Annotated in this window: 27 protein-coding genes and 1 riboswitch; of the genes, 8 read left to right on the top strand and 19 right to left on the bottom strand. The window is 69.9% G+C overall.

Annotated elements, in window-relative coordinates; genetic code table 11:
• Positions 1-8: 8 nt before the first annotated feature.
• The 3 genes from DEJ48_RS24630 to DEJ48_RS24620 all read right to left on the bottom strand — a co-directional run bounded on the left by DEJ48_RS24630 (position 9) and on the right by DEJ48_RS24620 (position 1,679).
• The gene (locus DEJ48_RS24630) at positions 9-404 is read right to left on the bottom strand and encodes a hypothetical protein (RefSeq protein ID WP_150218349.1); all 396 of its coding nucleotides are present in this window, start codon (positions 402-404) and stop codon (positions 9-11) included.
• A gap of 149 nt (positions 405-553) precedes the next feature.
• Positions 554-1,285 carry a ribonuclease PH gene (gene rph, locus DEJ48_RS24625; protein WP_150218347.1) on the bottom strand — a complete coding sequence of 244 codons (732 nt, stop codon included), beginning with the start codon at positions 1,283-1,285 and terminating at the stop codon, positions 554-556.
• Between the two features lie 94 nt (positions 1,286-1,379).
• Complete coding sequence (locus DEJ48_RS24620; RefSeq protein ID WP_150168384.1) at positions 1,380-1,679, bottom strand: glucose PTS transporter subunit EIIB; 300 nt, start codon at positions 1,677-1,679, stop codon at positions 1,380-1,382.
• Positions 1,680-1,835: 156 nt separating this feature from the next.
• On the opposite strand from DEJ48_RS24620, the gene DEJ48_RS24615 reads away from it, so the two are divergent.
• The 3 genes from DEJ48_RS24615 (at position 1,836) to DEJ48_RS24605 (ending at position 5,763) form a co-directional block, all read left to right on the top strand.
• Positions 1,836-3,149 (top strand): PTS transporter subunit EIIC, encoded by a 1,314-nt coding sequence (locus DEJ48_RS24615; RefSeq protein WP_150218345.1) that lies wholly within the window; start codon positions 1,836-1,838, stop codon positions 3,147-3,149.
• Positions 3,150-3,405: 256 nt separating this feature from the next.
• Positions 3,406-4,671 (top strand): PTS transporter subunit EIIC, encoded by a 1,266-nt coding sequence (locus DEJ48_RS24610; RefSeq protein ID WP_150218343.1) that lies wholly within the window; start codon positions 3,406-3,408, stop codon positions 4,669-4,671.
• A gap of 189 nt (positions 4,672-4,860) precedes the next feature.
• Positions 4,861-5,763, top strand: a complete 903-nt coding sequence (locus tag DEJ48_RS24605; protein WP_150218341.1) for a haloacid dehalogenase-like hydrolase — start codon at positions 4,861-4,863, stop codon at positions 5,761-5,763.
• A 4-nt stretch (positions 5,764-5,767) separates the two neighbouring features.
• Here DEJ48_RS24605 and DEJ48_RS24600 read toward each other — a convergent pair whose 3' ends face one another.
• The gene (locus DEJ48_RS24600; RefSeq protein WP_150218339.1) at positions 5,768-6,520 is read right to left on the bottom strand and encodes an MBL fold metallo-hydrolase; all 753 of its coding nucleotides are present in this window, start codon (positions 6,518-6,520) and stop codon (positions 5,768-5,770) included.
• A 196-nt stretch (positions 6,521-6,716) separates the two neighbouring features.
• On the opposite strand from DEJ48_RS24600, the gene DEJ48_RS24595 reads away from it, so the two are divergent.
• Entirely contained in the window at positions 6,717-7,178 is a 462-nt protein-coding gene (locus DEJ48_RS24595; protein WP_150218337.1) for a type II toxin-antitoxin system PemK/MazF family toxin, read from the top strand.
• 94 nt (positions 7,179-7,272) lie between these two features.
• Here DEJ48_RS24595 and DEJ48_RS24590 read toward each other — a convergent pair whose 3' ends face one another.
• The 10 genes from DEJ48_RS24590 to clpS all read right to left on the bottom strand — a co-directional run bounded on the left by DEJ48_RS24590 (position 7,273) and on the right by clpS (position 15,250).
• Positions 7,273-8,226, bottom strand: coding sequence for a PLP-dependent cysteine synthase family protein (locus tag DEJ48_RS24590; RefSeq protein WP_150218336.1), 954 nt, complete (start codon positions 8,224-8,226; stop codon positions 7,273-7,275).
• Between the two features lie 12 nt (positions 8,227-8,238).
• Positions 8,239-8,517, bottom strand: coding sequence for a MoaD/ThiS family protein (locus DEJ48_RS24585; RefSeq protein ID WP_150218334.1), 279 nt, complete (start codon positions 8,515-8,517; stop codon positions 8,239-8,241).
• A gap of 137 nt (positions 8,518-8,654) precedes the next feature.
• Positions 8,655-8,762 (bottom strand): putative leader peptide, encoded by a 108-nt coding sequence (locus DEJ48_RS40970; RefSeq protein ID WP_317850449.1) that lies wholly within the window; start codon positions 8,760-8,762, stop codon positions 8,655-8,657.
• Between the two features lie 66 nt (positions 8,763-8,828).
• Complete coding sequence (locus DEJ48_RS24575) at positions 8,829-9,623, bottom strand: ABC transporter ATP-binding protein (RefSeq protein WP_150218332.1); 795 nt, start codon at positions 9,621-9,623, stop codon at positions 8,829-8,831.
• Entirely contained in the window at positions 9,620-10,624 is a 1,005-nt protein-coding gene (locus tag DEJ48_RS24570; RefSeq protein ID WP_190538041.1) for a FecCD family ABC transporter permease, read from the bottom strand. The genes DEJ48_RS24575 and DEJ48_RS24570 overlap by 4 nt, the downstream gene beginning before the upstream one ends.
• Before the next feature lie 104 nt (positions 10,625-10,728).
• Positions 10,729-11,718: an ABC transporter substrate-binding protein gene (locus DEJ48_RS24565; RefSeq protein WP_150218330.1), complete on the bottom strand. Its 990-nt coding sequence runs from the start codon at positions 11,716-11,718 to the stop codon at positions 10,729-10,731.
• 43 nt (positions 11,719-11,761) lie between these two features.
• A riboswitch (cobalamin riboswitch) is annotated at positions 11,762-11,925 on the bottom strand.
• Positions 11,889-12,311 carry a Mov34/MPN/PAD-1 family protein gene (locus DEJ48_RS24560; RefSeq protein ID WP_150218328.1) on the bottom strand — a complete coding sequence of 141 codons (423 nt, stop codon included), beginning with the start codon at positions 12,309-12,311 and terminating at the stop codon, positions 11,889-11,891. (Overlaps the previous riboswitch by 37 nt.)
• A 128-nt stretch (positions 12,312-12,439) precedes the next feature.
• On the bottom strand, positions 12,440-13,921 hold the full coding sequence (locus tag DEJ48_RS24555) for an amino acid permease (protein ID WP_150218326.1): 1,482 nt from the start codon (positions 13,919-13,921) through the stop codon (positions 12,440-12,442).
• 372 nt (positions 13,922-14,293) lie between these two features.
• Entirely contained in the window at positions 14,294-14,896 is a 603-nt protein-coding gene (locus tag DEJ48_RS24550) for a DUF2017 domain-containing protein (RefSeq protein ID WP_150218325.1), read from the bottom strand.
• 39 nt (positions 14,897-14,935) lie between these two features.
• Entirely contained in the window at positions 14,936-15,250 is a 315-nt protein-coding gene (clpS, locus tag DEJ48_RS24545; RefSeq protein WP_150218324.1) for an ATP-dependent Clp protease adapter ClpS, read from the bottom strand.
• 91 nt (positions 15,251-15,341) lie between these two features.
• Here clpS and DEJ48_RS24540 point away from each other — a divergent pair, with 91 nt between their 5' ends.
• Together DEJ48_RS24540 and DEJ48_RS24535 are read left to right on the top strand one after the other, a co-directional pair.
• Positions 15,342-16,670: a nicotinate phosphoribosyltransferase gene (locus tag DEJ48_RS24540; protein WP_150218323.1), complete on the top strand. Its 1,329-nt coding sequence runs from the start codon at positions 15,342-15,344 to the stop codon at positions 16,668-16,670.
• 113 nt (positions 16,671-16,783) lie between these two features.
• Positions 16,784-17,368, top strand: coding sequence for an isochorismatase family protein (locus DEJ48_RS24535; protein WP_150218321.1), 585 nt, complete (start codon positions 16,784-16,786; stop codon positions 17,366-17,368).
• A 197-nt stretch (positions 17,369-17,565) separates the two neighbouring features.
• Here DEJ48_RS24535 and DEJ48_RS24530 read toward each other — a convergent pair whose 3' ends face one another.
• Both DEJ48_RS24530 and DEJ48_RS24525 read right to left on the bottom strand, forming a co-directional pair.
• Positions 17,566-17,907 carry a hypothetical protein gene (locus tag DEJ48_RS24530; RefSeq protein ID WP_150218319.1) on the bottom strand — a complete coding sequence of 114 codons (342 nt, stop codon included), beginning with the start codon at positions 17,905-17,907 and terminating at the stop codon, positions 17,566-17,568.
• A gap of 155 nt (positions 17,908-18,062) precedes the next feature.
• A complete protein-coding gene (locus DEJ48_RS24525) occupies positions 18,063-20,426 on the bottom strand; it encodes an immune inhibitor A domain-containing protein (protein ID WP_411757545.1) in 2,364 nt (787 codons plus the stop codon).
• Positions 20,427-20,966: 540 nt separating this feature from the next.
• Between DEJ48_RS24525 and DEJ48_RS24520 the strand changes: the two genes are divergently transcribed.
• Positions 20,967-21,251 (top strand): hypothetical protein, encoded by a 285-nt coding sequence (locus DEJ48_RS24520; protein WP_150218316.1) that lies wholly within the window; start codon positions 20,967-20,969, stop codon positions 21,249-21,251.
• On the opposite strand, the gene DEJ48_RS24515 is transcribed toward DEJ48_RS24520, so the two are convergent.
• Together DEJ48_RS24515 and DEJ48_RS24510 are read right to left on the bottom strand one after the other, a co-directional pair.
• Positions 21,241-21,906, bottom strand: coding sequence for an RDD family protein (locus DEJ48_RS24515; protein WP_150218314.1), 666 nt, complete (start codon positions 21,904-21,906; stop codon positions 21,241-21,243). The genes DEJ48_RS24520 and DEJ48_RS24515 overlap by 11 nt on opposite strands.
• A 97-nt stretch (positions 21,907-22,003) precedes the next feature.
• A complete protein-coding gene (locus DEJ48_RS24510; protein WP_150218312.1) occupies positions 22,004-23,623 on the bottom strand; it encodes an RDD family protein in 1,620 nt (539 codons plus the stop codon).
• Positions 23,624-23,901: 278 nt separating this feature from the next.
• On the opposite strand from DEJ48_RS24510, the gene DEJ48_RS24505 reads away from it, so the two are divergent.
• Positions 23,902-24,387: an SsgA family sporulation/cell division regulator gene (locus DEJ48_RS24505; RefSeq protein ID WP_150218310.1), complete on the top strand. Its 486-nt coding sequence runs from the start codon at positions 23,902-23,904 to the stop codon at positions 24,385-24,387.
• Positions 24,388-24,433: 46 nt separating this feature from the next.
• On the opposite strand, the gene DEJ48_RS24500 is transcribed toward DEJ48_RS24505, so the two are convergent.
• Positions 24,434-25,804, bottom strand: coding sequence for an FAD-binding oxidoreductase (locus tag DEJ48_RS24500; RefSeq protein WP_150218309.1), 1,371 nt, complete (start codon positions 25,802-25,804; stop codon positions 24,434-24,436).
• Positions 25,805-25,902 lie beyond the last annotated feature (98 nt).

Raw genomic sequence — 25,902 nt, 5'->3', positions numbered from 1 at the left:
GGGCCCACTTACGGCGTGCAGACCTTCGTCAGTTCGCCCGCCGCGTCCGTGACCGGGCTGACGTCCGGCGTCGCGTCGCCCTTGTCGACGGAGTCGCGGACGTTGTCGACCGCCTTCTCCAGGTCGTCGACCGCCTTGTTCACGTCCGTGTTGTCGGTCTTGTCGCCGATCTTGTCGAGGTTCTTGCCGATGTCGTCGAGCGCCCGGTCCGCCGCGGCGGGGTCGTCGCCCGCGTTCTCGACCGCCTGCTGGAGGTCGGTGACGCTGTCGGCGATCGTGTCGGCGGTCTGGACGCAGTCGAGTGCCTTCGAGACGGCGTCGCAGCCGACGAGGCCGACGCCGGCCGGGATGACGATCAGTGCCGTGGCGACGGCGGTGGCGATGCGACGGTGGCGCGCGGCCATGGTTCGGTCCCCTCCCCAGGGTGCGTACGGACGCGCGGCTTCGTCCGCGCGCCCGTACTCATTACAACGCCCGGCAGGGGGTCGTTGGTTGCCTGCTTGAACAGAGTCCGCGCAGACAGGGGCCCTGGGGCCGGTGTCGGGCGCCGGCTCTAGCGCGTGGCTTCCAGTGCCGCGCGCTGGTACGCCGCCAGCTCCTCGCAGCCGCCCACGGCGAGGTCGAGGAGCGCGTTGAGCTCCTTGCGGTCGAAGGGCTCGGCCTCGGCGGTGCCCTGGACCTCGACGAAGCGGCCGTCGCCGGTGCAGACGACGTTCATGTCGGTGTCGGCCTTCACGTCCTCCTCGTAGCGAAGGTCGAGGAGGGGTACGCCGCCGACGATGCCGACGGAGACGGCGGAGACCGTGTCGGTGAGGGGCTTGCGGCCCGCCTTGATGAGCTTCTTGCCCTGGGCCCAGGCGACGGCGTCGGCGAGTGCGACGTACGCCCCGGTGATGGCGGCGGTGCGGGTGCCGCCGTCGGCCTGGAGGACGTCGCAGTCGAGGACGATCGTGTTCTCGCCGAGGGCCTTGTAGTCGATGACGGCGCGCAGCGAGCGGCCGATGAGGCGGCTGATCTCGTGGGTGCGGCCGCCGATCTTGCCGCGGACGGATTCGCGGTCGCCGCGGGTGTTGGTGGAGCGGGGCAGCATGGAGTACTCGGCGGTGACCCAGCCTTCGCCGCTGCCCTTGCGCCAGCGCGGGACGCCTTCGGTGACGGAGGCGGTGCAGAAGACCTTGGTGTCGCCGAAGGAGATGAGGACGGAGCCTTCGGCGTGCTTGCTCCAGCCGCGTTCGATGGTGATGGGGCGGAGCTGTTCGGGGGTGCGGCCGTCGATTCGAGACATGTGAGGAGCCTAGCCGTAGGGCGGCATGCGCGAGGGCCCCGTCCGGACGTCGGTCCGTGCGGGGCCCTCGGGCGTGAGTCCTGAGGTCAGGAACTCACATCATGTCTTCGATGTCCGCGGCGATGGGGTCCGCGTCGGTGCCGATGACGACCTGGATCGCGGTGCCCATCTTGACGACGCCGTGGGCGCCGGCGGCCTTCAGGGCGGCGTCGTCCACGAGGTCGGGGTCCTTGACCTCGGTGCGCAGACGCGTGATGCAGCCCTCGACCTCTTCGATGTTGTCGATGCCGCCGAGCCCGGCAACGATCTTCTCAGCCTTGCTGGCCATGTGTTTCTCCCTGTGTTTCTCGCGGCCGGGGGACCGCTTTGCCACGGTAACGCACGGTTGGACCATCTTCGCGGGCGGTTACGGCAGTCGTGCCCAATGATGACGATCAAGGTGCCGGCCCCAGCGGGGCGGCGCTCCCACACGTACACGCATACGTACCGCAACTGGTCTACACCAGTTTTCAACGACCGCCAAACCTGGCTTGTTCCGGGAGGGACGCCGATGAGTTCCACTGCCGCAGCGGCGCCACAGAAGAAGTGGTGGAACGGCCTGTTCCAGGGCCTGCAGAAGATGGGCCGCAGCCTTCAGCTGCCCATCGCGGTCCTGCCGGCCGCCGGCATCCTGAACCGGCTCGGGCAGCCCGACGTCTTCGGCGACGACGGTCTGGGCTGGACGAACGTCGCCAAGGTCTTCGCGGCGGCGGGCGGTTCGCTGCTCGACTCGTCGCTCGGCCTGCCGCTGCTGTTCTGCATCGGTGTCGCGATCGGCATGGCGAAGAAGTCGGACGGTTCCACGGCGCTCGCGGCGGTCACCGGCTTCCTCGTGTACTTCGCGGTGCTGCGCGCGTTCCCCGACGACTGCCCGAAGGACACCACCTTCGGCGGGGCGGGCATGTGGAGCGGGGTGTGCGTGGCGGAGGACGGGACGGTCGCGCAGGCCGCGTACCAGAATCCGGGGGTGTTCGGCGGCATCGTGATGGGGCTGCTCGCCGCCTGGTTCTGGCAGCGCTACCACCGCGTGAAGCTGGTCGACTGGCTCGGCTTCTTCAACGGCCGCCGTCTCGTGCCGATCATCATGGCGTTCGTGGGTCTGGTCTTCGCCGGCATCTGCGTCTGGATCTGGCCGCCCATCGGTGACGCGCTGACGAGCTTCTCCAAGTGGCTGGTGGATCTGGACTGGCTGGGCTCGGGCATCTTCGGTGTCGCCAACCGCGCGCTGCTCACGGTGGGCCTGCACCAGTTCCTGAACACCTTCGTGTGGTTCCAGTTCGGCGACTTCACGAAGCCGGACGGCACGGTCGTGCACGGTGACATCAACCGGTTCCTGGCGGGCGACCCGACGGCGGGCCAGTTCACCTCGGGTTTCTTCCCGATCATGATGTTCGCGCTGCCCGCCGCGGCTCTCGCGATCACGCACTGCGCGCGGCCGGAGCGCCGCAAGGTGGTCGGCGGTCTGATGCTCTCGGTGGGTCTGACGTCGTTCGTCACGGGCATCACCGAGCCGATCGAGTACTCGTTCCTCTTCATCGCGCCGCTGCTGTACGCGATCCACGCGGTGCTCACGGGTGTGTCGATGGCGGTGACGTGGGCGCTGGGGGTGAAGGACGGCTTCAGCTTCTCCGCGGGGCTGATCGACTACGTCATCAACTGGGGTCTCGCGACCAAGCCATGGCTGATCATTCCGATCGGTCTGTGCTTCGCCGTCGTGTACTACGCGCTGTTCCGCTTCGTCATCGTCAAGTTCGATCTGCACACTCCGGGACGTGAACCGGAGGAGGAGGCGGAGGCGCAGGACCGGGAGCAGACGAAGGCGTGATTCGTCGCGCGGGGCGCGCCTCTCGTACCCTTTGACAGGCCCTCGGACCTCTGGTCCGGGGGTCTTTCGGCTGTCATATCAGGATATGGCCGACCCCACAGGAATCGTGGGTTCCTTATGTCTCCTTCACCGTGCTACAACAGGTCTACACCACTAATTGGTGTAGACCACGCGGCCTTCTCGCCGCGTCCCCCGGAGACGCCGCCGTCCCCCACTTCCATGTCCCCAGGCGGCGCCTTGCCCACTGGAGGAAGTTGTGTCCACGGCCAGTGCCGCCCCCGCGGCCAACAAGAAAAAGGGCTCTGGCGTGATGCCGGTGCTGCAGCGCATCGGCCGCAGCCTCATGCTGCCGGTCGCCGTGATGCCCGCCGCCGCGCTCCTCGTGCGTCTCGGCGCCGATGACATGCTCGGCCGGGACTCCTTCCCGACCTGGATCACCAAGATCGCCGGTTACATGTCGGCGGGCGGTGGCGCGATCATCGACAACATCGCCCTGCTGTTCTGTGTCGGTATCGCGATCGGCTTCGCCAAGAAGTCCGACGGCTCCACCGGCCTCGCGGCCGTCGCGGGCTACCTGGTCTTCCAGAAGGTGCTCGCCACCTTCACCGACAGCAACCTGCCGAAGGTCCAGGCGGTGGTCGACGGCAAGATCGTCGAGAACGCCGCCCCGGTCAACGCCGGTGTGCTCGGCGGTGTGGTCATGGGCATCGTCGTCGCCCTGCTGTACCAGAAGTTCTACCGAACCAAGCTCCCTGACTGGGCGGGCTTCTTCGGCGGCCGCCGACTCGTCCCGATCCTGTCGTCCTTCGCGGGCCTGATACTCGGCATCGTCTTCGGTCTGATCTGGCCGGTGCTCGGCGCCGGTCTGCACAACTTCGGTGAGTGGCTCGTCGGTTCGGGCGCCGTGGGCGCGGGCATCTTCGGTGTCGCCAACCGTTCGCTGATCCCGATCGGCATGCACCACCTCCTGAACTCCTTCCCCTGGTGGCAGGCGGGCGACTACAACGGCAAGCACGGCGACATCCCGCGCTTCCTCGAGGGCGACCCGACCGCGGGTCAGTTCATGACCGGCTTCTTCCCGATCATGATGTTCGCGCTCCCGGCGGCCTGCCTCGCGATCACGCACTGCGCCCGTCCCGAGCGCCGCAAGGTCGTCGGCGGCATGATGTTCTCGCTCGCGCTGACCGCGTTCGTCACGGGCATCACGGAGCCCATCGAGTTCACCTTCATGTTCATCGCGCCGGTCCTGTACGCGATCCACGCGGTGCTCACCGGTGTCTCGATGGCCCTGACCTGGGCGCTCGGCATGAAGGACGGATTCGGCTTCTCGGCCGGCTTCATCGACTACGCGCTGAACTTCGGCACGGCCACCAAGCCGATCGGCCTGGCCGTCGTGGGCCTCTGCTTCGCGGCGCTCTACTACGTGGTGTTCCGCTTCGCGATCACCAAGTGGAACCTCCCGACGCCGGGCCGCGAGTCCGACGAGGAGCTCGCCGAGCTCCAGAAGGCGGAGGGCAAGTAGCCTACGGCGCAGCTGAGCAGGGATAAGGGCCCGGGCGTTGGTGACCAACGCCCGGGCCCTTCGCTGTGCGGCGTCACGTAGCGTCGACGTGGCACGCGCCATTGCGGGGGCTCCGCCCCCGGACCCCCGCTCCTCAAACTCCCCCAAGCTCTTAAAGAGCAGGGGGGACCCCCGGAGGGCTAGATTTCCATGACCACCCGCATCCTCGACCTCGACCGCGAGCACCTCGCCGCCCTCCGCGGCCGCGCCCTGACCGCCTCCGTCGCCGCCGCGGAGGGCCGCACCATGGTCGCCGAGGTGTTCGCCGACCGCGCCGCCCTGATCCCGATGCCGGGCATGCCGGGCGTGCACAACGCCGAGCTGGTCGCGGCCTTCGGCGCCGACATCGTCGTACTGAACCTCATCGAGCGCGCCTGGGACGGCGAGCGCCTCGACCTGCCGGGCCTCGGCACGTTCGACTCCATCGCCGACCTCGCCGCGTACATCGGCCGCCCGGTCGGCATCAACCTGGAGCCGGGCGACGTCCCGGAGATCCGCCGCGCGAAGCCCGAGTACGCCAAGCGGCTGATCGACATGGGTGCGGCGATGCTCTGTCTGACGGCGAACCCGGGCACAGGCGGCTCGTACGAGGGGCTCGCGCGGGTCACCGAGGAGCTGCGGGCCGGGCTCGGCGACGACGTGGCGCTGTGGAGCGGCAAGATGCACCACGCGGGGCACCCGGAGCGGGTCACGGTGGAGCGGCTGACGTCACTGGTGGACGCGGGTGCGGACGGCGTGGTGCTGCCGCTGCCCGGCACGCTGCCGGGCGTCACCAAGGAGCTGGCCGCCGAGGCGGTGGCGGCCGTGCAGGACGCGGGCGCGGTGGTGATGGGCGCGATCGGCACGAGCCAGGAGGGCTCGCACGCGAACGTGGTCCCGCAACTCGCCCTGACGGCGAAGGAGGTGGGCATCGACGCCCACCACTTCGGTGACTCGTTCCTGCCGGGGATGTGCGACCCCGAGGTCATGTACGACTACTCGGTGGCGATCCGCGGCCGCCGCCACACGTGGAACCGGATGGCGCTGGGCGGCCGCGGACGCCGACAGGGCTGAGCGGTCAGATCTCGTACGTCGCGCCGGGCGCCGCGAGGGCCGTGGGGCCCTCGTAGACCGCGCGGGCGTCGGCGAGGTTGGCCTGGGGGTCCGTCCACGGCGGGATGTGGGTGAGGAGCAACCTTCCTGCACCGGCCTGCCGGGCGGACTCCCCCGCCTCCCTGCCGTTGAGGTGCAGGTCGGGGATGTTCTCCTTGCCGTGCGTGAAGGCGGCCTCGCACAGGAAGAAGTCGGTTCCGGCGGCGAGTTCGTCCAGGGCGGAGCAGGGCCCGGTGTCCCCGGAGTACGTGAGGGACTTCCCGGCGTGCTCGACGCGGATGGCGTACGCCTCGACGGGGTGGCACATCTTCTCGGTGCGGACCGAGAAGGGGCCGATGTCGAACGAGGCGGGCTTGACCGTGTGGAAGTCGAAGACCTCGCTCATCGAGGAGGCGGAGGGCGTGTCCGCGTACGCCGTGGTGAGGCGCTGTTCGGTGCCCTCGGGGCCGTAGACCGGAATGGGGGCGCAGCGGCCGCCCTCGTGGCGGTAGTAGCGGGCCACGAAGTACGCGCACATGTCGATGCAGTGATCGGCGTGCAGATGGCTGAGGAAGATCGCGTCGAGGTCGTACAGACCGATGTGGCGCTGCAGCTCGCCGAGGGCACCATTGCCCATGTCGAGCAGCAACCGGAAGCCGTCGGCCTCGACGAGGTAGCTCGAGCAGGCCGAGTCCGCGGAGGGAAACGACCCCGAGCAGCCGACGACGGTGAGCTTCATGAAGCTGGAACCTCCGCGCTGGCAGGAGAGCTGGGGAGTGTGCGGTCCGTCGAGCGTAAGGCGCAAAAGGGCTGGTCGCTCCTCCGTCGCGGGCCGTTGTGGGGGAACTCACCTGCACTGTCACCGGTTCGGGGGGCTTCTGGGGCCGGGGTGAAGCGGTGGGCGGTCCGGGATGCGCGCCGGTACGGTCGTGGGTATGGACACGTCGTGGTGGCTCGCGCTGGCCGCAGTGGTGGTGCTCGCGCTCGTCGTCACCGTGGTGGACGGCTGGGGGCGCGGACCGCGGAAGCGGAGTTCCCGGCCCGCGGGCGGGACGCGGCCGCCGAGGGGTCCCCGGCGGCGTTTCCCGGCGCCTCGGGCGGCGGAGATCTGGTGGGCGCGGGTGCCGTACGAGGACGGTCCCGGAGGCAAGGACCGCCCGTGTCTGGTCCTGTCGGTGCACGGGCGGAGCGCACAGGTCGCGAAGATCACCAGCAAGTACCACGACGAGCGTGCGGGGGTGATCCCGCTGCCGCCGGGTTCGGTGGGCGACGCGGAGGGCCGCGCGAGCTTCCTGGAGACGGACGAGCTGCGGGACGTACCGCTGGGTGACTTCCGCCGCAAGGCGGGGGTGGCGGATCCGGTGCTGTGGGATCAGGTGAAGCATTTGGCGGGCTGACCCGCCGTCTCCCGGGGCTCCGCCCCGGACCAAGCTCCTCAAACGCCGGAGGGGCTGGCCTTGTCAGCCCCTCCGGCGTTCGTTCAGCTCAGTGCTACGCCCAGAGCTGCCCCTGCAACGTTTCGATGGCCGCCTCGGTCGTCGTCGCGGTGTAGACGCCCGTCGACAGGTACTTCCAGCCGCCGTCTGCGACGACGAAGACGATGTCGGCGGACTCGCCGGCCTTGACCGCCTTGTTGCCGACGCCGATCGCGGCATGCAGCGCGGCGCCCGTGGAGACGCCCGCGAAGATGCCCTCCTGCTGGAGGAGTTCACGCGTGCGCGTCACGGCGTCGGCGGAGCCGACGGAGAAGCGGGTGGTGAGGACGGAGGCGTCGTACAGCTCGGGGACGAAGCCCTCGTCGAGGTTGCGCAGGCCGTAGACGAGGTCGTCGTAGCGCGGCTCGGCGGCGACGATCTTGATGTCGGGCTTCTGCTCGCGCAGGTAGCGGCCGACGCCCATGAGGGTGCCGGTGGTGCCGAGGCCCGCCACGAAGTGGGTGATCGAGGGGAGGTCGGTGAGGATCTCCGGGCCCGTCGTGGCGTAGTGGGCGCCCGCGTTGTCGGGGTTCCCGTACTGGTAGAGCATCACCCAGTCGGGGTGCTCCGCGGAGAGCTCCTTGGCGACGCGGACGGCCGTGTTGGAGCCGCCCGCGGCCGGCGAGGAGATGATCTCGGCGCCCCACATGGCGAGCAGGTCGCGCCGCTCCTGCGAGGTGTTCTCCGGCATGACGCACACGATGCGATAGCCCTTGAGCTTGGCCGCCATGGCGAGCGAGATGCCGGTGTTGCCGGAGGTCGGCTCCAGGATCGTGCAGCCGGGCGTCAACCGGCCGTCTTTCTCCGCCTGTTCGACCATGTGGAGGGCGGGCCGGTCCTTGATGGAGCCGGTCGGGTTGCGGTCCTCCAGCTTGGCCCAGACGCGGACGTCGTCCGAGGGGCTGAGCCGCGGCAGGCGTACGAGCGGCGTGTTGCCGACCGCGGCGAGCGGGGAGTCGTAGCGAGGCATCCGGGATCGGGCCTAGACCATGCCGCCGGCGACGGCCGGCAGGATCGTGACGCTGTCGCCGTCGGAGAGCTTCGTGGAGATGCCGTCGAGGAAGCGGACGTCCTCGTCGTTGAGGTACACGTTCACGAAGCGGCGGAGCTTGCCGTCGTCGACGATGCGCTCGGCGATGCCCGCGTGCCGCGAGTCGAGGTCGGTGAAGAGCTCGGCGAGGGTGTCACCGCTGCCCTCGACGGCCTTGGCGCCGTCGGTGTAGGTGCGGAGGATGGTCGGGATGCGGACCTCGATGGCCATGCTGAGGGCTCCTGTCGGGAGTCGAGAAGTGCGTGTGGTGGGCGCGCGGCGGCGCGGGGCTTGCGGTGTGCTGCGCCGGGCGTACGGAGGCGGCCGCCGCGGCCCGCGGCCGTGCTGTCGGGCCGCGGTGAACCGGTTCAGCGGGTACAGATGGCGCTGGCGAGGCGGCACAGGTCGACGTGCAGCCGCGCAACGAGCAGCAGGGGTGCGCTCGGCGTCTCTTCGCTCACGTCATGGGGAACCATGCGGTCATCGTATCGATTCCCGGTCCGGATCCCGGAATGTGATCTCAGCTGGTGGACGGAATCCGTTCAGGATGCGGGCGGCGGCAGATAGACGACGGTCGGGGCGCCGGTCAGCGGATGCGTGCTGACCTCGGCCGTCACGCCGTACACGGTGGCGAGCAGCTCGGCGGTGAGGACCTCCTTGGGCGCCCCGGAGGCGACGAGGCGGCCGCCGTCGAGGACGTAGAGGCGGTCGCAGAAGTACGCGGCCAGGTTGAGGTCGTGCAGGGCCAGGAGGTTGGTGGTGCCGAGGTTCCGTACGAAGGAGAGGATCTCCAGCTGGTAGCGGATGTCCAGGTGGTTGGTGGGTTCGTCGAGGACGACGAGGGTGGGCTGCTGCACCAGGGCGCGGGCGACGAGGGCGCGCTGGCGTTCGCCGCCGGAGAGGGAGGGGAAGGCGCGGTCGGCGAGATCGTCGACGCCGACGCGGGCGAGGGCCTCGGCGACGAGCTCGTCGTCGGCCGCGGTGTCCGCCTCCCAGAACCGTTTGTGCGGGGAGCGGCCCATGGCGACGACCTGGCGGACGGTGAGTTCGAAGGCCGCCTGCCCGTCCTGCGGCACGGTGGCCAGGCGGCGGGCGCGGGCCTTGGGGGTCAGGGTGTGCAGGTCGTCGCCGTCGAGGAGGGCGCGGCCGCCGGTGGGGCGCAGGGTGCCGTACACGCAGCGCAGCAGGGTCGTCTTGCCGCTGCCGTTGGGGCCGACGACGCCGACGGTCTCGCCGGGGTCGGCGGTGAGGTCGACGGCGTCGACGAGGAGCCGTCCGTCCACCTCGTACGAGAGTCCCTCGGTGCGCAGTCCGCCGGCGGGGGGTGCCGTGGTCATGCCGGTACTCCTTCGTTGCGTCGCCGCAGCAGCCACAGGAAGAACGGGCCGCCGGTGAGGGCGGTGAGCACGCCGACGGGGATGTCCTGCGGTGCGGCGACGGTGCGCGCGGCGAGGTCGGCGGCGACGAGGAACACCGCGCCCATCAGCGCGACGACCGGGAGCAGCGCGCGGTGCGCGGCGCCGACCAGCATGCGGGCGGCGTGCGGCACCATCAGGCCGACGAAGCCGATGGCGCCGCTGTAGGCGACGAGGACGCCGGTGAGGAGCGAGGCGAGGACGAAGACGCCGGCGCGGAAGCGGGCGGCGTCGAGGCCGAGGACGGTGGCGCCCTCCTCGCCCGCGAGGAGCAGGTCGAGGGGTCGGGCCATGGACGTGAGGAGGGCCGTGCCGATGACGAGGGTGGCGCAGGGCAGGGCGAGCATGTCCCAGCGGGCGCTGCCGAGGCCGCCGAGCGTCCAGTACAGGACCTCCTTGAGGTGGTCGGCGCTGTCTGCGGTGACCAGGATGAGGCTGGTCAGGGCGGTCAGGATGTACGAGACGGCGACGCCCGCGAGGATCAGCCTGCCGGTGGCGAAGCCGCCGCCCCCGCCGCGTGCCAGGGCGTAGACGAGGACGAGGGAGATCAGGGCGCCCGCGAAGGAGGCCGCCGGGATGGTGACGGTGGTCGACAGGGCGGCGCCGAGGCCGAAGACGGAGCCGAGCACGATCGCGCAGACCGCGCCGACGGAGGCGCCCGAGGAGACGCCGAGCAGGAACGGGTCGGCGAGGGGGTTGCGGACGAGGGCCTGGAGGACGGTCCCGATGACAGCGAGGCCCGCTCCGACGGTGGCCCCGAGGATGACCCTCGGCAGCCGCACGTCCAGCACGATGGTGCGGTACGGGGAGGGCTCCGCGCGTCCCGTCAGGATCTCGGCGACCTGTCCCGTCGGGATACGGACGGAGCCCAGGGCGAGCCCCGCGAGGGTCGCCGCGACGAGGGCGACGGTCAGTACCGTCAGGACGGCGAGGCGTCGCCCGACCGCGCCCCGCCGATCGCCCTTCGGGCTCGTCCCCGAACGCCGGACGGGCTGGGTCTTCCGTACTCGCTGCACTCGCTGCGTGCTCACAGCTGCGCCGCCAGCTTCCTCACCGCCTCGGGTGCTCGTACCCCGGTGACCATGTCCGACAGGGGCAGCACCGCGAACCGCTTGTTCTTGATGGCGGGGACGTCCTGGAGGACGGGGTCGTCGAGGAGGCGCTTCTTCTTCTGGGCGACGGTCGTGGCGCCGTAGTCGAGGATGAGGATGGCCTCGGGCTTGTTCTTCACGACGGATTCCCAGGACGCGTCGCTGAAGGACTTGTCCACGTGGCCGAAGACGTTGCGGCCGCCGGCCCGCTCGATGATGTCGTTGCCGATGCCCCGGCCGCCCGCCGTGAACGCGGTCTTGTCGCCGCTGTCGTAGACGAAGACGGAGAGGGGCTTCTTGCCCTTGGACTTCTCGGCGGTGGCGGCGAGTTCGCGCTGTGCGCCGCTGACCCACTTGTCCGCGCGGTCCCGCACCCCGAACGTGGAGCCGACCTCGCGGACCTCGCGGTAGACGTCGTCCATGGAGACGGGCTTCTTCGCGCAGCCTTCTACGTTGAGGCGGCTCTTGATGCCGGACTTGGCGAGCGCCGAGCGGCTGCGGCCGTCGCCCGCGAGGAAGGCGCTCGCGTAACCGCCGTACACGAAGTCGGGGTTGGCGGCGAGGAGCTTCTCGTAGGAGGGGTACTCCTTGGCGACGACGGGCACGGAGTCGTACGCCTTCTCATACTTGGGCAGGACCTTGTCGTCGAGGTAGGCCGTGCCGGCGAGGTGGTCCTTGAGGCCGAGTTCCAGCATCACTTCGGTGGTGTGCTGGTTCATGGTGACGGCCCGCTTCGGGGGTGCGTCGTACGTCGTCTTCACACCGCAGTTGGTGACGGTGTACGGGAATCCGGCGGCCTTGGCGGCGGACGTGCCATCGCCGTTTCCGTCCGAGGAGGAGCCCCCGTCCGAGGAGGAGCACGCGGCGAGCGGGACGAGCAGGGCCGCGGCGGCGAGCGCGCGTATGCCGGTGTGACGGCGGGACATGGCTGAACTGCCTCCTCCAGGGGATTTCCGCGTCCCCTGCGTTGCGTGGAGAAGGGCGGCAGGTCAGTTCCTGACTCCCCCGGGCCCCGGTGTCGGGGTGGGGTCACAGTGGCGGGACCGTGCCGGGTTCGCACCGGCTTCCTGGGTCCTGCCGCCCTCATGAGCAAAGCTCAGTATGCCTCGACGACCTTTACCTCTTCTTCGGTGACCTCGCCGTCCACGATCCGGTACGAGCGGAACTGGAAGGGGCCCGCGTCGTCGGTGTCCGCCGTGGAGACCAGGACGTAGTGCGCGCCGGGCTCGTTGGCGTAGGTGATGTCGGTGCGCGAGGGGTACGCCTCGGTCGCGGTGTGCGAGTGGTAGACGATCACCGGCTCCTCGTCGCGGTCGTCCATCTCGCGGTAGAGCTTGAGCAGGTCACCCGAGTCGAACTCGTAGAACGTGGGCGACCGGGCGGCGTTCAGCATCGGGATGAACCGCTCGGGGCGCCCGGTGCCCTCCGGGCCCGCGACCACGCCGCACGCCTCGTCGGGGTGGTCCTGGCGCGCGTGCGCGACGATCTGGTCGTGGAGGGCCTGGGTGATGGTCAGCATGGCAGCCAGGATAAGCAGAGGGGCCCGCGCGTACCGAAGTGTGGTACGTGCGGGCCCGAATGCTGGACAGGGGCCTTGGGGAGCCCGGTCCTCGGCGACGGAACCGTCAGTCCTCGCGGACGGAGTCGTCAGTCCTTGCCGATGGTGTCGGAGACACCGACCTTCTGCTTGGTGAACGCCGCCGCCTGCGGGTTGCGGCTCTTGAGCACCAGGTACGACACGGTCAGGATCGCGGCCCAGACCGGAGCGGCGTACAGGGAGATCCGCGCGTCCTTGTCGACGCCCATCATCACGATGACCATGCCGATGAAGAGCAGGGCGAACCAGCTGGTGTACGGGGCGCCCGGGGCGCGGAAGGTGGACTGCGGCAGCTCGCCGCGGTCGGCCTTGCGGCGGTAGCGGATCTGGCAGGCCAGGATCATGATCCAGGCCCACATGCCGGAGATGGTCGCGAAGGAGACGACGTAGTTGAACGCCTCGCCCGGCCACTGGTAGTTGATCCAGACGCCGACCAGCATGAACGCGGCGGAGGCCGTGGTGCCGATCAGCGGCAGGCCGTTCTTCGTGAGCTTGGTGAAGAACTTGGGGCCCTGGCCGTTGAGCGCGAGGTCGCGCAGCATGCGGCCGGTGGAGTACATGCCGGAGTTGCAGGAGGAGAGCGCGGCGGTGAGGACCACGAAGTTCACGATCGCGGCGCCGACACCGAGGCCCATCTCCTCGAAGGCCGCGACGAACGGGGAGACGCCGGGCTTGAAGGAGGTCCACGGGACGACCGACAGGATCATGATGAGCGCGCCGACGTAGAAGACGGCGATGCGCCACGGCACGGTGTTGATGGCCTTGGGCAGGACGGTCTTCGGGTCCTTGGACTCGCCCGCGGTGACGCCGACCAGCTCGACGGCGAGGAAGGCGAACATCACGATCTGCAGGGTCATCAGCGTGGAGCCGATGCCGTTGGGGAAGAAACCGCCCTGGTTCCACAGGTGGGCCACGGAGGCGGTGTCACCGGCGTCGGAGAAGCCGATGGTGAGGATGCCGACGCAGATCAGGATCATGCCGATGATGGCGGTGACCTTGACCATCGAGAACCAGAACTCCAGCTCGCCGAAGAGCTTCACGGAGATGAGGTTCGCGCCGTACAGGATGACGGTGAAGACCAGCGCGTAGGCCCATTGCGGGAATGAGTCGTGGGTCCAGTACTGCATGTACTGGGCGGCCGCGGTGACTTCGGTGATGCCGGTGACGACCCAGAAGAGCCAGTACGTCCAGCCGGTCACGAAGCCGAAGAACGGGCCCATGAACTCGCGTGCGTACTCCGAGAAGGAGCCGGACACGGGCCGGTACATGAGGAGCTCGCCGAGCGCCCGCATGATGAAGAAGATGACGAGTCCCGCGATGGCGTACGCCAGGATGAGGCTCGGTCCGGCCTTGTGGATGGCCTTGCCCGCGCCGAGGAACAGGCCGGTGCCGATGGCACCGCCGATCGCGATCATCTGGATCTGCCGGGCTCCGAGCCCGCGCTGGTATCCCTCGCCCTCGCCGGACGAGCCGTGCACGACCCCATTGCCGTCGTGCCCGTCGTGGTGCTCTTCGACCTGCACTGAGGTCATGGTGACGCCTTTCTCCATGCTGATCCGCGCCCGCACATCTGCGTTGTGGCTGCGGATCAGGTCCTGATCCCCCCGGATATGGATGGAGTGCTGCCGGCGGTCTGCCGGCTGAAGCGCCCTCGGCGACATGGGTGGCGTCACCGAGCGGTCGTGAAGATTTATCACGGTGGCAACAGTGAGGGAATGAGCCACCTGTGGCGCACACCACAGGAAGAAGCGGACAAAGCGCCCTTGACAGAGCAAAGTCGGGCAATGACGTGACGGGATCGTTATGCGGATTTGAGGCTCCGCTGAGCGAACAACGGCCCGGACGCACAGAACCTGTCTACTACAACAAATTTTGCTGCATTCTGCACGAACTTCTGCCCGGAATCAGTCCAGCAACGTCCCGACCAGCGTCTCTTGCAGCCCGCCGAGCCAGAGGTAGGCCATCACCATCGGCTTGCGGGGGTCGGAGTCCGGCAGCCGGTAGAGCACATCGGCGTCGTCCTCGTCGCTCACTTCGAGGCGTGTGCCGATCGCGAGCCGGAGGTCGTTGAGGGCAGCGAGCCACTGCTGGGACTCTTCGACCGACAGTTTCAGGACAGCTCCGCCCTCGCCCGACGCCGCCATCGAGTCGAGCGAACGGACGACGGCCAGGGCGTCGTCACGCTTCTTGGCCCGCAGGTCGTTCTCCGTGAAGCGCCGGAATTCCGCCGAATACGCCCGCAGTTCGTCCGCGTCACCCGCGCTGTCCTCGCTCCCCGGACCGCCGTACGCGTCGGGCAGCAGGCGCCGCATCACCGGATCGGCGGGCGGTTCGCTCGGCCCCTCGGCGAAGAGCTCCGCGAGCGGGTCGTCGGAGACCTCACCGCCGGGACCCGGCCCGATCAGCTCCAGGAGCTGCACGGCGAGGGAGCGGATGATCGAGATCTCGACCTCGTCGAGCGCGACGGCGGCGCCGCCGCCGGGGATCGCTTCGAATTGTCCTGGCATCAGATGCGTCGCTACTTCCGGTCCGCTGCTTCCGGTCCGCTACTTGCGGTCCTGCTGAAGGGTGGCCCACAGCCCGTATCCGTGCATGGCCTGCACGTCGCGCTCCATCTCCTCGCGGCTGCCCGTCGAGACGACCGCGCGGCCCTTCTGGTGCACGTCCATCATCAGCTTCGTGGCCTTCTCCTTCGAGTACCCGAAGTAGGACTGGAACACATAGGTCACGTAACTCATCAAATTGACCGGGTCGTTGTGCACGAGGGTGATCCAGGGGACGTCCGGCTCGGGGACGACGAGGGCCTCTTCGTCCGATTCCGGGCGGGTGATCTCTGCGGGAGCCGTACTCACCTGCCCCATGCTGCCACTCCGGACGGGCCCTCGCACAAACGGCCTCTCGCGCGTCCACAGAAATCGTCAGAGTGACGAGATTGGGGGTAGCATCCTTCACATGAACACAGCGGACCTTGGCCTGCCGGTGGATGTTCCGTCGACAGCGCTCTTCACGGACCAGTACGAGCTGACGATGCTGCAGGCCGCGCTGCGGGCCGGCACCGGTGACCGGCGCTCCGTCTTCGAGGTCTTCACCCGCAGACTCCCCGAGGGACGGCGCTACGGAGTGGTGGCCGGTACGGGCCGGGTCCTGGACGCCGTGGAGAACTTCCGCTTCGACGCCGGCGTCCTCGGCTTCCTGCGCGAGCGGAACATCGTCGACGAGCCGACCCTCGAATGGCTCTCCGGCTACCGCTTCAGCGGGGACATCTGGGGCTACCCCGAGGGCGAGGTCTACTTCCCCGGCTCGCCGATCCTGCGTGTCGAGGGGTCCTTCGCGGAGTGCGTGCTCCTGGAGACGGTGATCCTCTCCATCCTCAACCACGACTCGGCCATCGCCGCCGCCGCCTCCCGCATGTCCTCGGCCGCGGGCGACCGCCCGCTGATCGAGATGGGCGCCCGCCGCACCCACGAGCTCGCGGCCGTCGCCGCGTCCCGCGCCGCGTACGTCGGCGGCTTCGCGACCACGTCGGACCTGGCGGCCGGTTTCCGCTACGGCATCCCCACCGTCGGCACCAGCGCCCACGCCTTCACCCTGCTGCACGACAACGAGCGCGACGCCTTCCGGGCCCAGGTCGACTCGCTCGGCCGCGGCACGACCCTGCTCGTCGACACGTACGACGTCACCGAGGCCGTCCGGATGGCGGTCGAGGTCGCCGGGCCCGAGCTCGGCGCGGTGCGCATCGACTCCGGCGACCTGCTGCTCGTCGCCCACCGGGTGCGTCAGCAGCTCGACGAGCTCGGGGCGACCGAGACGAAGATCGTCGTGACGTCCGACCTCGACGAGTACGCCATCGCGTCCCTCGCGGCGGCGCCCGTGGACGCGTACGGCGTGGGCACGCAGCTCGTCACGGGCTCCGGGCACCCCACCGCGTCCATGGTCTACAAGCTGGTGGCCCGCGCGCACTCGGCGGACCCGCAGGCCCCCCTGGAGCCGGTGGCGAAGAAGTCGCTCGGCGCGAAGTCGTCCATGGGCGGACGCAAGTGGGCCGCGCGCAGGACCGACCGGTACGGGGTCGCCGAGGCCGAGGTCGTCGGCACGGGCGCCGTGCCCACGGAGCTCGCGGACCGGCAGCTTCAGGTCGAGCTGGTCAAGGGCGGCGAGGTCCTCTCCCGCGAGCCGCTGGACGCGGTCCGCGACCGGCACGCGGCGGCGCGTGCGGGGCTGCCGCTGTCGGCGACGCAGCTCTCGCGGGGCGAAGCGGTCATTCCCACGGAATACGTCTGACATCCCGGTGAGGGGTGGCCCTGCCCCTGCGGGGCCCCCTCCCGCTACGTGGTTGAAGTCTCTACGCTCGGTTCATCCGGCCGAGTCCCCTCCCCACGCTAAGGACACCCGCCATGCGCCGCGCACTGATCGTCGTAGACGTGCAGAACGACTTCTGCGAAGGCGGCAGCCTCGCGGTGGCCGGCGGCGCGGATGTGGCCGCCGCCATCACGGAGCTGATCGGCCAGGCCCCTGCGGGGTACCGCCACGTGGTGGCGACCCGCGACCACCACATCGATCCGGGCGCGCACTTCTCGGACCATCCGGACTACGTCGACTCCTGGCCGCCGCACTGTGTGGCCGGCACGGAGGGGGTCGGGTTCCACCCGAACTTCGCGCCCGCGGTCGCGTCCGGGGCGATCGACGCGGTCTTCGACAAGGGGGCGTACTCGGCGGCGTACAGCGGCTTCGAGGGCGTCGACGAGAACGGGCTCTCCTTGGCGGAGTGGCTGCGCGAGCGGGAGATCACGGAGGTCGACGTGGTGGGCATCGCGACGGATCACTGTGTGCGCGCCACCGCTCTGGACGCTGCGCGCGAGGGTTTCCGGACGACGGTCCTGCTCGACCTCACCGCCGGGGTCTCGGCGTCCCGCACGGACGCGGTACTCACCGAGCTGGGCTCGGCCGGCATCACCCTCACGGGCAAGCCCGTCGTATGACCTGCGGCCCGGTGGGGGCTGGTCGCGCAGTTCCCCGCGCCCCTGGGTGGTCCACTGCCCTGCGGGCTCGTCGTGGCTGGTCGCGCAGTTCCCCGCGCCCCTTGGCGGCACCTCCGGTCGGGCGGCGACGTGGACTCCCCAGGGGCGCGGGGAACTGCGCGACCAGCCCCCACCGGGCCCGCAGGCGTCGCGCAGCGTCAGAACGGGACCCCCGACCCGCTGGAGCGGGGCGCGCGGCCCTGTCGCCGCAGGGCCCGGATCGGGTGCCAGAGCTCAGACACGTCGTCCCGCGCCGTACGCCATATGAGGCCATCCGGATGGTGCAGGACCGCCGTCACCTCGTCCGGCGTCGGCGGCTCCGCGTTGCCCCGGAGGTAGACCGCCCGCAGGCCCAGGTTGCGCAGCCGCGTCAGCGCCCTCGCGCGGTTCACGGCGTGCACGATCATCCTGACCGTGCCGCCGGCCGGCGACGGATTCGGCAGGGTCAGCGCCACCACCACGCTGCCGTTCGGCAGCTTGCAGAAACCTCCTGCGGACATGCTGAGTCACACCCCCGTGAGACATCGAGCGGAGGCCCGACAGGTCATGGCCGAGCCCCGCGTCAATAAGAGAACCACAGACGCACCTAAACACGATCGGCCGCCGCCCGCTAGAGGGCGACGGCCGATCATGGTTTGACCTGCGGAAACGCTGATTACTTCTTGGAGGGACCCACCTGGACCGTGATCGTCGAGCCGTCCTTGGGCTGCTTGATGATCTTGATCTGGGTGTTGGTGTCAGTGACCTTCACGCTGCCCGTGGGGTTCGAGGCGTACCAGTAGGTGCCCTTGTGGTCGTCGAAGACCGGGACGCCCTTCTGGGACTTGATCTTCAGCGCGACGTCACCGTTGTGGAGCGTGACCTTGTCCGTCGCGAACTTGCTGAAGGGCGCGTCGAACGGCTGGATCTTGTTGCGCAGAACCGTGCCGTCCTTCCACTTCAGCGGCTTCGCGTGCGCGTCGACCGGAAGGATCAGACCCTGGCCCGGGTGGGCGCTGGTGTTGTTGTCCTTCTGCGAGGTGTCCCACTGCCAGACCATCAGGCCGGTCTGGTACGGGTAGTGCTCGACCCAGTCGGGGCGGACCTTGGAACCGAAGTTGTACGGGCCGACCTCAAGGGTCTTGTCGTACGAGACGTACTGACGGTTCTCGGCGAGGTAGTACTGGTCGTACTTCTTCGTGAAGGACTCGCCGATGCGCGAGAAGCCCTTCGACACCCAGCCGTTGTCGTCGCCCTCGGCGCCGTCCTCGAACAGCTTCGCGCCGTCCGCGGTGATCGCGAGCGCGTCGGCCGCGAAGCCCTTGCCGCCCGCGCCGCCGTCCGTGGAGTAGCGGAAGCGGACGTCGATCTTCTTGCCCGCGTAGGCGTCGAGCGGGAAGACCAGCTTCTTGTACGCGCCGGAGACACCGGTCAACGCGGGCTTGTCGCCGGCGTCACGGGTGATCGGCTTGCCGTCCGCCGTGCCGTCCACCGGCTTCCAGTTGGCGCCGCCGTCCGTGGACACCTCGGTGTAGAGGTAGTCGTAGTTGGCCTCGATGTCCCACCAACCCTGCAGCGAGAGCTCGGCCTTGGACTTGCCGGTGAGGTCGACCGAACGCGTCAGGGTGTTCTTGAGGTCGTCACCCTGGTCGCTCCACCACTGCTTGGCGCCCTCGGCGGGCTTCACGACCTTGGTGGTGACGGCCTTCTTCGGCAGGTCGACGACGAGCGCCTGACGGTGCCGGGTGTTGTACTCGGAGACGCCCAGCTTGTGCTCGGACGTCGTCGCGGCCTTCGCCTTGGCGTAGTCGAGCCAGCCCAGCTGGAACTTGTCCCAGGCGGTCATGTCGCCCGGCATGTCGCCGATGGCGTCCTTGCCGGTGCCGAGCCACGAACCGGCCGACATCAGCGACCAGAAGCCGACCGAGTTGTCGCCCTTGCCCGAGGTGTCGTACAGGTCGGGCAGGCCCAGGTCGTGGCCGTACTCGTGGGCGAAGACGCCGAGGCCGCCGTTCTCCGGCTGCATCGTGTAGTCGCCGACCCAGATGCCCGTGTCGCCGATCTGGGTGCCGCCGGCCTTGTTGTTCGAGGGGCCGGTGTTGCCCGCGTCGTTGCCGTAGGCGTACCAGCGGTGCGCCCACAGGGCGTTCTCGCCCTCGGCGCCGCCGCCGGCCGACTCGTCCTCGCCCGCGTGGACGATCTGGAAGTGGTCGATGTAGCCGTCGGGCTCGTTGAAGTCGCCGTCGCCGTCGAAGTCGTAGCGGTCCCACTGGTCGTACTTGGCCAGGTCCGCCTTGATCTGCGCGTCCGTGCGGCCCTTCGCCTTCTGGTCCTTGGCCCAGGCGGTCACGCCGTCCTTGACCGCGTCCCAGACGTTCGGGCAGTTGGTGTCGCCGCAGTAGTTCGAGCCGTAGCGGGCCTCGTTGTTCTCGACCTTGACCCAGTCGGAGACCTCACCGTCGACCGAGTACCGGCCGGACGAGGTCTTCTCGTAGTAGGTCTTCAGCGAGTGCTTCGACTTGCCCTTGGAGTCCTTGCCCTTCCCGAAGTACAGGTCCTGGAAGTGCTTCTGGTTGTAGTCCTTCTGCCAGGCCGTGCTGTTGTCCTTCGCACGGTCCGGCTTGGCTATCTTGTTGTGCAGCGGTCCCGGCTTGCCGCCGTACTTCTTGACCGGCTGCTCCGGGCCCTCGGGGCCGTCCGGGTCGTACATGGTCGTGTCGTCGACCTTGTCCCCGAACTCCACCAGGATCGTGAAGATCTTGTCGGTCTTCTCCCGGCCCAGCTCGACGTACTTCTTGTCGTCGAGCTTGACGACCTTGGAGGCGCCCTTCTTCTGGACCTTGGCGTCGCCCGCGACGACCTGCTGCAGGGCGGCCTTGCGCTGCTGCGCCTGCTGCTTGCTGAACGGCCCGTCCAGGTCGTGGTCGACGTTCGCCTTCGGACGCGACGGGTCCTGCCGGTCGATGGCCGGGGCCCCGCCCGAGGCACCGTCCTCGGCCGAAGCCGTCGCCGCCGAGAACGTCGCGGCGGCCGCGGCCATCGCCACGGCCACCGCGGTGGCTCTGAAGGTCCTGGTTCTGACTGTCACTTGATGCTGTCCTCCCCCGCGCCCCGCGCGAATAGGCGGACCGAAATTCCCGGTCGGAGGAGGTCCGCGCGCGATGTACGCGTCACAAGTGACGACATTCGACCGGAAGTGCTGGAGAAAAGACAGTCCTTGACTTGAACAGGCCAAGTGCACTATGCAGACGCGCGGAACCGCTATCCGGACACGGAGCGCCGCCTCACGACGAAGGTCAACAGGTGCGCCCCGCCGTCCACTTGGTGGACGTCATGAACCCGTGCGCCCCCAGTGCTCCGGCACCGTGGGTTAGGTCACGCTTACCGCACGTTCCCGTCGGGCATGCAGCGGAATAGAGTCAATCGACGGTGCGCTACCGCGCGTGACGGCACATCCCAAGTCGTCGCCGTCGAGCCCCCTTTGATTCGTATACAGCCGTTCATACATCCGCATCCGCCCCCACGGCCACAAGCCGTGGGGGGATCCCTGCCGAGGACGGATCACGTCATGCCGCGTCCCATGCCACGTCCGACCACCGCACAGATCACCTACGGTTCGGTGACCGTCGTCTTCTCGACCCTCGCGATGCTCCTGCTCTCCCAGACCGCCTCGGGAGTGGGCATCGCGGTGATAGCCCTGGCCGCCCTCGGCCTCGGCTTACTGGTCGCCATGACGGTCCCGCTGCCCAAACAGGCCGCGGCGCCCGCCGCCCGTGCCGTGCCGGTCACCACCTCCGCCGGCGAGCGCGTGCCGGAGCAGCGCGACCCCGTGCTCGCCGACTCCGTGCGCGAACCTACGCGCTGACCACCACGGTCTTGGCAGCCTTGTCGTGCAGGCCCTGCTTGTAGGGCTTGTCGAAGAAGCTCCAGCCGCCACAGATCGCCGTCCAGATGCAGGCGCAGCAGAACGCGAACGGCAGCCACAGGACGGCCGCACGGGCCAGCGCCGTCGACATGGTCGGCGTGGCCCCGTCGTTGAGGTTGGCCACCCGCATGCCCAGCCACTTCTTGCCGAGCGTCTGCCCGGTCTTGGAGATCATGAAGGTGTCGTACGCGATGTAGAGCACGGCGGCCAGCAGTGACTGGCCGAACGACTTGCCCGTGTTCACCTTGTCCGGGTCGATGTCGTACTCCGACGTGCCGAACAACCACGTCAACAGGCCTACGACGATGCCCACCAGAATCATGTCGATGATGCGGGCGAGCACCCGCTTCCCGCTGTCGGCCAGCGGAGGCATTCCGGCGAGCGGGTCCGGCCCGCCGTGGCCGCCGGGTCCACCGCCGTACGGGTCGCCGCCATAGGGCGGGGGCGGGGTGCCGTAGGGCGAGCCGCTGCCCGGGGGCGGGGTGTCGTACGGGGAACCGCCGCCCTGCGGGGGCTGGTGCGGCGGCTGCTGCGGGGGCTGCTTCTTGAACGGGTCGTCGTCCGGCGGCGGGTATTGCGGCGGTTCGGTGCTCATGGCCCGAGTCGACCGCGACGGCCCCGCCTCCGCATCCGGCGAGCGGCCGACCGGGTTACCCGGCCCTGGCCCCGCTCACTCCCCGCTCCCCCTCCGCTCACCCCGCCACGAACGTGTTCGCCGCCTTGTCGTGCCAGCACTGGCGCCACGGCCGGTCGAAGACGCACCACACCACGCCGACGACGCCGATCACCAGGACGCCCGGGATGCTGTACACCAGCCAGCGCTTCAGCGCCGCCCCGAACGTCGGCGCCTCGTGCTCCTCGATGTCTCGCACCTCGATGCCGCACACCTTCTTGCCGAGGGTGCGGCCCCACTTGGCGGTGGGCAGCGCTTCGTAGACGACGCCGAAGAGCAGCAGGACGGCGAGGATCAGACCGAAGTAGCCCGCGGTGGTGCCGTCGAGGAGCCAGACCGTCGTCTTCTCGCCGGAGAGCTTCGCCGCGTCGATCTTGCTGTCGATGTGATCGGCGGCCTTGGTGCCGAGCGGCAGCGCGGCGGCGCCGGTGACGGCGACGAGCACGACGGTGTCGATGAGCCGTGCGGCGAGACGCCTGCCGAGTCCGGCGGGGCGGGCCGCGGCCTGGGCCTGGGCGACCGCGAGGAACGGGTCCTCGGCGACCGGCTTCCACGGCACGACGGGCTGCCCCTCGCCCTGCTGCCCCGGGACGGCGGGCGGCTGCGCGAGCTGGTGCACCTGCTGGGCCCAGGAGGGCGAGCCGCCGCCGGGCCCCGAGGTGACGGGGGCGGGGGCGCCGCCCTGGGCGGGCACGGAGGGCTGGGCGGCGGGCGCGGGCTGCGGTGCGGGCTGGGGCTGGGCGGCCTGCGGGTGCTGGGTCTGCGGGTGCTGGGCCTGGCCTTGGCCCTGGGCCTGCGGGGGTGTTCCCCCCTGCTGCGGCACGGAGGGCTGCGCGGCCGCGGCGGTCCGGCCGCCCTGCTGCCCCGACTTGGGACGGATCGCGCGGATCGACATCGTGCCGTCGGTGCCGGGCGTCGGCGCGGGTGTGGCACGGCCGCCGGGCTTGGCGGCCGCGGGCGGCACCGGCCCGGTCGGCCGACGGAACGTCACCGTGCCCTCGCCCGCCGTCGGCTTCGCGGCGCCCGGCTCGACCGCGCGGATCGTGACGGTGCCCGGGTTGCTGTCGCCGTGCGACGCCTCGGGGACTCCCGGGGCCTCGGGGGCCCGCTCCGGCGCGGCCTCGTCGGCCGGGCGCGGGGCTGCGTCGTTCGGCACCCGCGGGTCGGGCCTGCCGGGCGCACCGCCCCAGGACACCTTGTGGTCCGGCTCCCCGCCGAGGCCGGTCTGGCGGCCCGCGTCGGCGTGCCAGGCGGAGGCGGGCTCGGGCCGCGCCCCGTGCTGGTCGGCGCCGCCGGGGTTCGCCGCTCCGCCCGGGTTCGCCCCGGGCCGCGCCGCCTCGAACCGGCCCGTCTCGGGGTCCCCTTGCTCGGACTGGCCCGCGTGCGGCGCCTCGTCGAAGAAGACGGGACCCGTCTCCTCCGCGGCGGCGACGGGAGCACCGGCCGCCGGGGCGGCGCCGGCACCCGCGCCCGCGCCGGGCGGAGGCGGCAGCGGCTCGCCGTCGGACGGCGCGGGACGGCTCGTACCGGGCACCCAGGCGGCACCGTTCCAGTACCGGACATATCCGGGAATGGACGGGTCGGGGTAGTAGCCTTCGCGCGGCCGGTCGTCGCCTGGGGCCGGAGTTGGGGCGCTCATGTCCGTCGTCCCGTATCTGCTCGGGGGTCTTCTGGGGGCTCCACATCTATCAGACCTCCGTGTCCCGTAGAGCGGGTCCCGCCCTACGGACCACTTTCCGGGCACGCTCCCCACACAACCCCCGCGTCTCCCGCGCCCCCTCCCGGCCACCGCCGTGAAGTCGTCCGGAGAAATTTTCCGGAACCCGCGTAATGCTCGGGCGATCTCGCGCTCTCCACTCGTACGGGTCCGCTCCCAGGGCCCCTACGTGAGCTACGAGGAGAAGGAAGGGCATCGACATGCACTCCGTGGTGGAACGCGAGCTGGAGCTCAAACTCGTCCTGTCGCCGGAACGGGCCGTCCCCGTCCCGGCCCGCCTCACCTACCGCACCGCCGACCCCTACGCCGTCCACATCGCCTTCCACATCGGCTCCGAGCATCCGGTGAACTGGACGTTCGCCCGCGAGCTCCTCGTGGAGGGGGTGTTCAGGCCGTGCGGCCACGGCGACGTGCGGGTCTGGCCGACGAAGGTGGAGGGGCGCAGCGTCGTCCTGATGGCGCTGAGTTCACCGGACGGCGACGCGCTCCTGGAGGCCCCGGCCGCCGCGGTGTCGGCGTGGCTCGAGCGGACGCTGCGGGTGGTCCCTCCGGGCTCTGAGGCCGAGCAGCTCGGCATCGACGACGGCCTCGCCGAGCTGCTCGCACCCGCATCGGGCCGTGGCCGTGTGGACGAGCTGTGGCTGCGCGACCCGTGGCCCTCGGACGAGTCCAAGGACGGTGAGTGAACTCCGCCGCCACGGGGGCGACCACGGAGACACATACACGCGCAGGTCAGAACAGTTTGCCCGGGTTGAGGAGTGAGTGCGGGTCGAAGGCCGCCTTGACGGCCTGCTGCATCTCCACTCCCACCGGGCCGATCTCGCGCGCCAGCCACTCCTTCTTGAGGACGCCGACACCGTGTTCGCCGGTGATGGTGCCGCCGAGTTCGAGGCCGAGGGCCATGATCTCGTCGAAGGACTCGCGGGCGCGCCTGCCCTCGTCGGGGTCCGTCGCGTCGAAGCAGACGGTGGGGTGGGTGTTGCCGTCGCCCGCGTGCGCGCAGACCCCGACGGTGAGGCCGTACTTCTCGCCGATGCGCTCGACGCCTTCGAGCATCTCGGCGAGCTTGGAGCGCGGCACGCACACGTCGTCGATCATCGTGCTGCCCTTGATGGCTTCGAGCGCGCTGAGGGACAACCGCCGCGCCTGGAGCAGCATTTCCGACTCGGCGGCGTCCTCGGCCGGGACGACCTGGGTGGCGCCCGCGGCCTCGCAGAGCGCGCCCACGGCGGCGAGGTCGGCGGCGGGGTCCGGGGTGTCGAAGGCGGCGAGGAGGAGCGCCTCGGTGGTCTCGGGCAGGCCCATCTGGGCCAGCGCGTTGACGGCCTTCACCGTCGTACGGTCCATCAGTTCGAGGAGCGAAGGGACGTGGCCGCCTTCCATGATCGTGCAGACGGCGTCGCAGGCGGCCCGCACCGAGGGGAACTCGGCGGCCAGGACGAGCTGTTGGGGCGGCTGCGGCTTGAGCGCGAGGACGGCGCGGACGACGATGCCGAGGCTGCCCTCGGAGCCGACGAAGAGCCGCGTCAGGTCGTATCCGGCGACGCCCTTGGCGGTGCGGCGGCCGGTGCTCATGAGCCGCCCGTCGGCGAGGACGACGTCGAGGCCGAGGACGTACTCGGCGGTGACGCCGTACTTCACGCAGCACAGGCCTCCGGAGGCGGTGCCGATGTTCCCGCCGATGGTGCAGGTCTCCCAGCTGGAGGGGTCCGGCGGGTAGTACAGGCCGTGCTCGCCGACCGCGCGGGACAGCGCGGCGTTGACGACGCCCGGTTCGACGACGGCGATGCGGTCGACGGGGCTGATCTCCAGGATGCGGTCCATCTTGACGAGGGACAGGACGATGCAGCCGTCGCTGGCGTTCGCGGCGCCGGACAGGCCGGTGCGGGCGCCCTGCGGGACGACGGGGACGCGCAGCTCGGTGGCGGTGCGCATGACGTGCTGCACCTGCTCGACGGTGCGGGGCAGGACCACGACGGCCGGGTCGCCCGCCTCGCAGAAGCTCGCCATGTCGTGCGCGTACGAGGCGGTGACGTCCGGGTCGGTGAGGACCGCCTCGGCGGGGAGACCGGCCTGGAGGAGTTCGACGAGAGTGCGGCTCATGATCACAGCCTCGCACTCGGGGCCATCGGTGTGAACCCGTGTGCGACGCCGTCCCGCAGGCCGGGATGTGCTCTTCGTATTGAACGCATTGGCGCACA

It is taken from the genome of Streptomyces venezuelae (assembly GCF_008642315.1).
Classification (GTDB): Bacteria; Actinomycetota; Actinomycetes; order Streptomycetales; family Streptomycetaceae; genus Streptomyces; species Streptomyces venezuelae_D.
This window is presented reverse-complemented; position numbering and strand designations above follow the sequence as displayed.

What these genes read in the sequence shown, in the direction of transcription:
- DEJ48_RS24630 (WP_150218349.1), bottom strand. Translation starts at nt 404, where the DNA reads ATGGCCGCGCGCCACCGTCGCATCGCCACCGCCGTCGCCACGGCACTG.
- rph (WP_150218347.1), bottom strand. Translation starts at nt 1,285, where the DNA reads ATGTCTCGAATCGACGGCCGCACCCCCGAACAGCTCCGCCCCATCACC.
- DEJ48_RS24620 (WP_150168384.1), bottom strand. Translation starts at nt 1,679, where the DNA reads ATGGTCCAACCGTGCGTTACCGTGGCAAAGCGGTCCCCCGGCCGCGAG.
- DEJ48_RS24615 (WP_150218345.1), top strand. Translation starts at nt 1,836, where the DNA reads ATGAGTTCCACTGCCGCAGCGGCGCCACAGAAGAAGTGGTGGAACGGC.
- DEJ48_RS24605 (WP_150218341.1), top strand. Translation starts at nt 4,861, where the DNA reads ATGACCACCCGCATCCTCGACCTCGACCGCGAGCACCTCGCCGCCCTC.
- DEJ48_RS24600 (WP_150218339.1), bottom strand. Translation starts at nt 6,520, where the DNA reads ATGAAGCTCACCGTCGTCGGCTGCTCGGGGTCGTTTCCCTCCGCGGAC.
- DEJ48_RS24595 (WP_150218337.1), top strand. Translation starts at nt 6,717, where the DNA reads ATGGACACGTCGTGGTGGCTCGCGCTGGCCGCAGTGGTGGTGCTCGCG.
- DEJ48_RS24590 (WP_150218336.1), bottom strand. Translation starts at nt 8,226, where the DNA reads ATGCCTCGCTACGACTCCCCGCTCGCCGCGGTCGGCAACACGCCGCTC.
- DEJ48_RS24585 (WP_150218334.1), bottom strand. Translation starts at nt 8,517, where the DNA reads ATGGCCATCGAGGTCCGCATCCCGACCATCCTCCGCACCTACACCGAC.
- DEJ48_RS40970 (WP_317850449.1), bottom strand. Translation starts at nt 8,762, where the DNA reads ATGGTTCCCCATGACGTGAGCGAAGAGACGCCGAGCGCACCCCTGCTG.
- DEJ48_RS24575 (WP_150218332.1), bottom strand. Translation starts at nt 9,623, where the DNA reads ATGACCACGGCACCCCCCGCCGGCGGACTGCGCACCGAGGGACTCTCG.
- DEJ48_RS24565 (WP_150218330.1), bottom strand. Translation starts at nt 11,718, where the DNA reads ATGTCCCGCCGTCACACCGGCATACGCGCGCTCGCCGCCGCGGCCCTG.
- DEJ48_RS24560 (WP_150218328.1), bottom strand. Translation starts at nt 12,311, where the DNA reads ATGCTGACCATCACCCAGGCCCTCCACGACCAGATCGTCGCGCACGCG.
- DEJ48_RS24555 (WP_150218326.1), bottom strand. Translation starts at nt 13,921, where the DNA reads ATGACCTCAGTGCAGGTCGAAGAGCACCACGACGGGCACGACGGCAAT.
- DEJ48_RS24550 (WP_150218325.1), bottom strand. Translation starts at nt 14,896, where the DNA reads ATGCCAGGACAATTCGAAGCGATCCCCGGCGGCGGCGCCGCCGTCGCG.
- clpS (WP_150218324.1), bottom strand. Translation starts at nt 15,250, where the DNA reads ATGGGGCAGGTGAGTACGGCTCCCGCAGAGATCACCCGCCCGGAATCG.
- DEJ48_RS24540 (WP_150218323.1), top strand. Translation starts at nt 15,342, where the DNA reads ATGAACACAGCGGACCTTGGCCTGCCGGTGGATGTTCCGTCGACAGCG.
- DEJ48_RS24535 (WP_150218321.1), top strand. Translation starts at nt 16,784, where the DNA reads ATGCGCCGCGCACTGATCGTCGTAGACGTGCAGAACGACTTCTGCGAA.
- DEJ48_RS24530 (WP_150218319.1), bottom strand. Translation starts at nt 17,907, where the DNA reads ATGTCCGCAGGAGGTTTCTGCAAGCTGCCGAACGGCAGCGTGGTGGTG.
- DEJ48_RS24525 (WP_411757545.1), bottom strand. Translation starts at nt 20,426, where the DNA reads ATGGCCGCGGCCGCCGCGACGTTCTCGGCGGCGACGGCTTCGGCCGAG.
- DEJ48_RS24520 (WP_150218316.1), top strand. Translation starts at nt 20,967, where the DNA reads ATGCCACGTCCGACCACCGCACAGATCACCTACGGTTCGGTGACCGTC.
- DEJ48_RS24515 (WP_150218314.1), bottom strand. Translation starts at nt 21,906, where the DNA reads ATGAGCACCGAACCGCCGCAATACCCGCCGCCGGACGACGACCCGTTC.
- DEJ48_RS24510 (WP_150218312.1), bottom strand. Translation starts at nt 23,623, where the DNA reads ATGAGCGCCCCAACTCCGGCCCCAGGCGACGACCGGCCGCGCGAAGGC.
- DEJ48_RS24505 (WP_150218310.1), top strand. Translation starts at nt 23,902, where the DNA reads ATGCACTCCGTGGTGGAACGCGAGCTGGAGCTCAAACTCGTCCTGTCG.
- DEJ48_RS24500 (WP_150218309.1), bottom strand. Translation starts at nt 25,804, where the DNA reads ATGAGCCGCACTCTCGTCGAACTCCTCCAGGCCGGTCTCCCCGCCGAG.